This is a genomic window from Microbacterium sp. Bi128, assembly GCF_918698205.1.
Genome location: NZ_CAKKMM010000251.1, coordinates 1 through 5,799, shown reverse-complemented (window position 1 = coordinate 5,799; position 5,799 = coordinate 1). Strand labels below are relative to the sequence as shown.

At 63.7% G+C, this 5,799-nt stretch carries 6 protein-coding genes and 1 pseudogene; 5 read left to right on the top strand and 2 right to left on the bottom strand.

Translation table 11 applies throughout. The features are described 5' to 3' along the window. Positions 1-240 (bottom strand): annotated as a pseudogene (locus LQV45_RS16210) (serine/threonine protein kinase); the annotation flags it as partial. A gap of 107 nt (positions 241-347) precedes the next feature. On the opposite strand from LQV45_RS16210, the gene lipB reads away from it, so the two are divergent. The 5 genes from lipB to purU all read left to right on the top strand — a co-directional run bounded on the left by lipB (position 348) and on the right by purU (position 5,342). Then, a complete protein-coding gene (gene lipB, locus LQV45_RS16205; RefSeq protein WP_230007918.1) occupies positions 348-1,016 on the top strand; it encodes a lipoyl(octanoyl) transferase LipB in 669 nt (222 codons plus the stop codon). Beyond that, complete coding sequence (lipA, locus tag LQV45_RS16200; protein ID WP_230007917.1) at positions 1,013-2,020, top strand: lipoyl synthase; 1,008 nt, start codon at positions 1,013-1,015, stop codon at positions 2,018-2,020. Before lipB ends, lipA begins: the two co-directional genes overlap by 4 nt. 103 nt (positions 2,021-2,123) lie before the next feature. Next, positions 2,124-2,960, top strand: coding sequence for a methylenetetrahydrofolate reductase (locus tag LQV45_RS16195; RefSeq protein ID WP_230007916.1), 837 nt, complete (start codon positions 2,124-2,126; stop codon positions 2,958-2,960). Further along, positions 2,950-4,416: a D-serine/D-alanine/glycine transporter gene (gene cycA / locus LQV45_RS16190; protein ID WP_230007915.1), complete on the top strand. Its 1,467-nt coding sequence runs from the start codon at positions 2,950-2,952 to the stop codon at positions 4,414-4,416. Before LQV45_RS16195 ends, cycA begins: the two co-directional genes overlap by 11 nt. Then, a complete protein-coding gene (gene purU / locus LQV45_RS16185) occupies positions 4,413-5,342 on the top strand; it encodes a formyltetrahydrofolate deformylase (RefSeq protein ID WP_230007914.1) in 930 nt (309 codons plus the stop codon). Before cycA ends, purU begins: the two co-directional genes overlap by 4 nt. 244 nt (positions 5,343-5,586) lie before the next feature. Here the strand turns inward: purU and LQV45_RS16180 are convergent. After that, on the bottom strand, positions 5,587-5,799 hold a 213-nt coding region (locus tag LQV45_RS16180; RefSeq protein ID WP_230007913.1), incomplete at its 5' end, for a hypothetical protein.

Sequence of the window (5,799 nt, the reverse complement as noted above, 5' to 3'; positions counted from 1 at the left end):
ATGAAGGTTGCGGTGTGCCAGGGCGGAAAGGATCCGTACTTCGCGCCGCATGACGTCCCCGGCCTCGGATTCTTCCGGTGCGGCGCGGTCGGCATCGAAGCATTTCAGGGCGAACTCGCGGCCCGTTGACTGTTCGGTCACCAGCCAGACCGTGGCGCTGCCGCCGCGCCCCAGCAGCCGTCCGACGTCGTAACCGGGAACCTGGGGGGCCGCACCGGCGGCCGGCGGGAGATCTTCCATACCCAAGGAATAGTCGATTGCGCGGAATCGTGCAGAAGTTATCCACAGGCATGAGAGCTTAAGCACACAAACGGGAGGTGGGTGCGGCGGGGTCTAAGCTTGATGCCATGACTCTTGAGTTCAAACAGCTGGGTCTCGCCCCGGACTTCGTCGATTACACGCGCGGATGGGACATCCAGCGCGAATTGCATGAAAAGGTCCTCGCGGGCACCGCGCCCAGCACTGTACTGCTGCTCGAACACGCCGCGGTTTACACCGCAGGCAAGCGCACCGAAGACCACGAACGGCCTTTTGACGGAACTCCCGTTGTGGCCGTGGACCGCGGCGGCAAGCTGACGTGGCACGGCCCCGGCCAGCTCATTGGCTACCCCATCATCAAACTGAAGAACAAGGCTGGCATCCGCGACTACGTGGAGCGGCTGGAAGCGGTCATCATCGCCGTCCTGGCGGACTACGGCATCGCCGCCGTCCGGATCAAGGGCCGCGCTGGCGTGTGGATCGAACAGGACGAAAAGGGTCCGGACCGCAAGATCGCGGCCATCGGCATCCGCGTCCACGAAGGTGTCACCATGCATGGCTTCGCGATCAACTGCAACAACGATCTCGCCCCCTACGGCCAGATCATCGCCTGCGGGATCAGCGACGCCGGAGTCACCACGATCGCCCAGGAACTTGGCAGGGACGTCACCCCGGCGGACCTCATGTCGCGGATCACCGAAGAACTGCGCAAGAATGAACAAGCCCTAGTTGCAACCCCAGAAGGAGCTCTACTGTGACACTGGCACCAGAAGGCCGGAAGATGCTGCGCATTGAGCAGCGAAACGCGGCCACACCGGTGGAACGGAAGCCGGAATGGATCAAGGCCAAGGTCCAGATGGGCCCGGAGTTCGTCCAGCTCAAGAACCTCGTCAAGAAGGAGGGCCTCCACACCGTGTGTGAGGAGGCCGGCTGCCCGAACATCTTCGAATGCTGGGAAGACAAGGAGGCCACGTTCCTGATCGGCGGCTCCGAATGCACCCGGCGCTGTGACTTCTGCCAGATCGACACCGGCAAGCCCTCGCCCGTGGACATGTTCGAGCCCACCAAGGTGGCCCGCTCGGTCCAGGCCATGCAGCTGCGCTACGCCACCGTGACCGGTGTGGCCCGCGACGACCTCGCCGACGAGGGCGTCTGGCTGTACGCGGAGACGGTCCGCAAGATCCACGAACTGAACCCGGGCACCGGCGTCGAACTGCTGATCCCGGACTTCTCCGGCAAGCCCGAGCACATCGCGGCGATCTGCGACTCCAAGCCCGAGGTCTTCGCCCACAACGTCGAAACCGTGCCCCGGATCTTCAAGCGGATCCGCCCGGCGTTCCGCTACGAGCGCTCCCTGGACGTCATCACCCAGGGCCGCAAGCTCGGCATGGTGACCAAGTCGAACCTGATCCTGGGCATGGGCGAGACCCGCGAGGAAATCTCGGAGGCGCTGCGGGACCTGCACGAGGCCGGCTGCGACCTGATCACCATCACCCAGTACCTGCGCCCCTCCGAACGGCACCTGCCGGTGGACCGCTGGGTCAAGCCGCAGGAATTCGTCGACCTGCAAAATGAGGCGGACGAGATCGGCTTCCTGGGCGTCATGTCCGGGCCCCTGGTGCGTTCCTCCTACCGCGCCGGCCGGCTCTGGGCCACCGCGATGCGCAAGAAGGGCTGGGAAATCCCGGCCGAACTCGCGCACATCGATAGCTCCGGAAGCACCCGCCAGGAAGCCAGCTCGCTGCTGGCAGCTACGGCCTGAACAACCCAACCTTGATGCCCAAAACCTGATGCCCAAAACCTGATGCCCAAAACCTGATGCCCAAAACCTGATGCCCAAAAAATCTGATGTTCAGAGAGGACCAATGATGTTCCCCATCAGAATAGAAATCATCCCTTCCGGGGGAATCGTTGAGCGCGTCACGGACCTGGTGCCGTTGACCACGACGCTCACGGTGACGTGCCTGCCCCATCACGGCATCGAGCGGACCATGCGCACTGCCGTGCAGCTTGGTGTGTTGGGCTACACCGTCATCCCGCACCTCGCCGCGAGGGCCCTGCATGACCGGGCCGAGCTGACCGGAATCCTCCGCGACTGCGATGCCGCCGGCATCCGCGAGGTCTTTGTCATCGGCGGGGACCGGAAGCAGCCGGCCGGCCCGTATGAGTCCGCCCTTCCTCTGATGGAGGACATCGCGCAGTACACAGGCGGGTTGATGCGGGCAGGCATTGCGGGCTACCCGGAGGGCCACCCCTCCGCCGGCCCCGTGGAGGTGCTGGACGCCCTCCTGGCAAAACAGCACCTAGCTTCGCATGTTGTGACCCAGATGTGCTTCGCCCCGGAGAAAATCCTTGATTTCGCGGCGCTCCTGCGCCGCGAAGGCGTTGAGCTGCCCATCTGGGCAGGGGTGGCGGGGTCCGTGCCCCGGACCAAACTGGTCTCGCTGGCTACGCAGATCGGCGTCGGGAGTTCCCTGAAGTTCCTGAGCCGGAAGGGCCCGCTGGCCCGCAAACTCCTGAGCGGCGACCACTACTCGCCGCAAAGCCTGGTGTCCGGGCTGGAAAACCAGCCTGGCAACCTCGCGGGCATCCATCTCTACAGCTTCAACAGCCTTGACTCGGTTCCCGGCGGACCGGGTCAGGCGCCCATCTCAGCAGCACTCCAGACAGCATTGATTCGAGGAGCAGCACGTGACAACTGAAACCGTAACTTCCCACCAGGAACCGCATCTTGAGCGGCAGCTCAGCAACCGGCACATCCAGCTGATCGCCATTGGCGGCGCCATCGGCACCGGCCTGTTCATGGGCTCGGGCAAAACCATCTCCGCGGCCGGGCCGTCCGTCATCTTCGTCTACATGATCATCGGCTTCATGCTGTTCTTCGTGATGCGGGCCATGGGCGAGCTCCTGCTGAGCAACCTGAACTACAAATCCTTCAGCGACTTCGCAGCGGACCTCCTCGGGCCCTGGGCCGGCTTCTTCACCGGATGGACGTACTGGTTCTGCTGGGTGATCACGGGAATCGCGGACGTCATCGCCATTGCCGGCTACTCCAAGGAACTCTGGCCGGGGCTGCCACTGTGGATCCCGGGCCTGGCCACCGTGGCCATCCTCCTGCTCCTGAACCTCACCACGGTGAAGGCGTTCGGCGAGACGGAGTTCTGGTTCGCGCTGATCAAGATCGTCGCTATCGTGGCGCTGATCGTGGTGGGCTTGTTTATGATCTTCAGCGGGTTCCAGTCCGATGCCGGCCCTGCCAGCTTCAGCAATCTGTGGAGCCACGGCGGATTCTTCCCGAACGAGTTCATGGGTTTTGTGGCCGGCTTCCAGATCGCCGTTTTCGCTTTTGTGGGCATTGAGCTGGTGGGCACCACCGCCGCGGAGGCCAAAGACCCGGAGAAGAGCCTGCCGAAGGCCATCAACTCCATCCCGATCCGAGTGCTGCTCTTCTACGTGGGCGCCCTGATCATCCTGATGTCTGTCACTCCCTGGACCCAGTTCCAGGCTGGCCACAGCCCGTTCATCGCCATGTTCTCCCTGGCAGGGCTCGGAGCCGCGGCAACGATCGTGAACCTGGTGGTGCTCAGCTCGGCCATGTCCTCGGCCAACTCCGGCATCTACTCCACGTCGCGCATGGTCTACGGGCTGGCCCAGGAGGGCGACGCGCCGTCAGTCTTCAGCAGCCTGTCCCGGCGTAAGGTCCCGCAGAACGCCCTGTTCCTGTCCTGCGTCCTCCTGCTCTCCGGCGTGGTGCTGATGTACGCCGGACAGGACATCGGCAAGGCCTTCGACATGGTGACCACCGTGTCGGCCGTCTGCTTCGTGTTCGTATGGTCCATCATCCTGGCCAGTTACCTGGCCTTCCGCCGTCGCCGCCCGCACCTGCATGACGCGTCCAAGTTCCAGATGCCCGGCGGAATCCCCATGGTCTGCGTGGTCTTCGCGTTCTTCGCCTTCGTCCTCTGGGCGTTGACCACGCAGCCGGACACACTTCTGGCACTCCTGGTAACGCCGGTCTGGTTCATTCTGCTCGGCGCTGCGTGGTTCGTGCTGCGCCGGCGCCCCGCGCACTTGGCCCGCTATGAAAGCTTCCAGGCTGAGCTCGCGCAGGACGAGGAATCAGCTGTTGCGCGAAAGTTTGAGAAGGTGCAGAAATGACCGCACAGACCCCAAACAGCCCCGAGCCTGCAGCTGTGGAACCCGGTGCCACGGCAGAGCACATCCTGACCGTCGACTGTGTTGAGTCGCCGGGCATCGTCCATTCGGTCTCGGGATTCCTGCTCAACCACGGCTGCGACATCCTGGACATCAAGCAGTACGGGGACAAGGGGCAACGGCACTTCTTTATGCGCGTCCACTTTTCCTCGGGTTCCTCCTCCGACGCCTCCTTAGGGCAGGATTCCTTCAGCACCGAGGACCTGCGCCGCGACTTCACGCCTGTGGCCGAAAAGTGGGAGATGAATTGGCAGCTGGAACCGCACGGCCGCAAACGCCGTGTCCTGGTGATGGTGTCCAAAATGGGCCACTGCCTCAACGATCTACTCTTCCGGGCACGCACCGGCGACATCCCGGTGGAAATCGTCGCGGTGGTATCCAACCACCGCGACCAGGAGGGCCTGGTCCAGTGGCACGGCATCCCGTTCTTCCACCTGCCAGTCACCAAGGACACCAAGCCCGAGGCGGAGGCCCGGCTAATGGAGCTGGTGGACGCCTTCGACGTGGAACTCGTGGTCCTGGCCCGTTACATGCAGGTCCTGAGCGATGAGCTCTCGGCTCAGCTGGCGGGACGGACCATCAACATCCACCACTCGTTCCTGCCCAGCTTCAAAGGCGCAAAGCCTTACCACCAGGCCTACGACCGCGGCGTCAAGACCGTGGGCGCCACGGCTCACTACGTCAACGCCGAACTCGACGAGGGCCCGATCATTTCCCAGCAGGTCATCGAGGTGGACCACACGTACACCGCTGATGACCTGGTGGCGGTGGGCCGGGACGCCGAATGCGCGGCCCTCCGCAACGCCGTCCGCTGGCATTGTGAAGGCAGGATCCTGCTGCTCGGCAACCGCACCGTCATCTTGCGGTAGGCCATGAAACCGACAAATGTGCCACGCTGGCGCCCAGTGTCGTGGAACGCCTTGCCCGTCGGGCAGCCGGTGAGGCTCTCGCAGGACGGCCGCCCTATCGGCTCCGGCACCGTGGACGGAACCACGCCAGACGGATCCATCATCTGGGTTGTCCTTGACGGCTGGTCCGAACGGCGAATGTTCCACCGGGAGGATTATGTTCGGGTCGAAATTAGCGCGTAGCCGGCCGCGGCCAGCGCGCGAGTCATCGCACCGGAAGCGCGCTGATCGGCGGTTGCGCAGGGAAACCTGGGCTGTCATTCTCGCGGCCGGTGCCCTGTTGGCAGTGATCCTGCGGCAGGCACTGTCCTATGGAAACTGACAAAACGCCAGCGGACGACGCCGACTGGGCTCCATAGAAGGTCAAGACGACGGCATCAGAGTCCGTCGAATTCAGACTGGTTCGATTTTGCTGGGC